This is a genomic window from Kitasatospora nipponensis, assembly GCF_039528135.1.
Lineage (GTDB): Bacteria > Actinomycetota > Actinomycetes > Streptomycetales > Streptomycetaceae > Kitasatospora > Kitasatospora nipponensis.
In genome coordinates this window covers 1-640 of record NZ_BAAALF010000819.1, presented here as the reverse complement: position 1 = coordinate 640, position 640 = coordinate 1, and the positions used below count along the sequence as shown (strand labels likewise).

General features: G+C 70.9%; 1 protein-coding gene. It reads left to right on the top strand.

Annotation, left to right across the window (positions count from 1 at the left end; genetic code table 11):
• A partial coding sequence (locus ABD323_RS43515; protein WP_344447543.1) for a PDZ domain-containing protein occupies positions 1 to 640 on the top strand: 640 nt, incomplete at both ends.

The window sequence follows — 640 nt, the reverse complement described above, 5'->3', positions numbered from 1 at the left end:
CCGCGCGCCGTGGAAGCGCGTCATCGTGATGTTCGCCGGGCCCTTCATGAACCTGATCCTGTCGTTCGGGCTCTACCTGGTGCTGTTCATGGTGATCGGCCTCCAGATCGCGGTGCCCAGCATCGGCTCGGTGAGCCAGTGCGTGGTGGCGGCGGGCAAGCCGACCGACAGCTGCCCGGCCGACGCCCCGGCGAGCCCGGCCGCCGCAGCCGGGCTGCGGGCTGGTGACACCATCCTGTCCTTCGGCGGCGACCAGATCAGCAGTTACGCCCAGCTGCAGGCGGACATCCGGAAGTCGCCCGGCCAGACCGTGCCGATCGTGGTCGAGCGCGGCGGGCAGCAGCTGACCCTGAGCGCGACGCTGACCAGCAACACCGTCACGAAGGTCGACAAGGACGGCTACCCGGTCAAGGGCGAGACCGTCACGGCGGGCTTCCTGGGCTTCGCCCCGGCCGTGGGCGTGGACCATCTCAGCCTCGGCGAGAGCATCGACGAGATGGCCGTCAACGCCAAGCACGGAGTCTCCGCGCTGATCGCTCTGCCCGGCAAGATCCCCGGCCTCTGGCACGCCATCGTCAGCGACGACCCGCGCCAGGCGGACTCCCCGATCGGCATGGTCGGCGCGGCCCGGGTCGGCGGC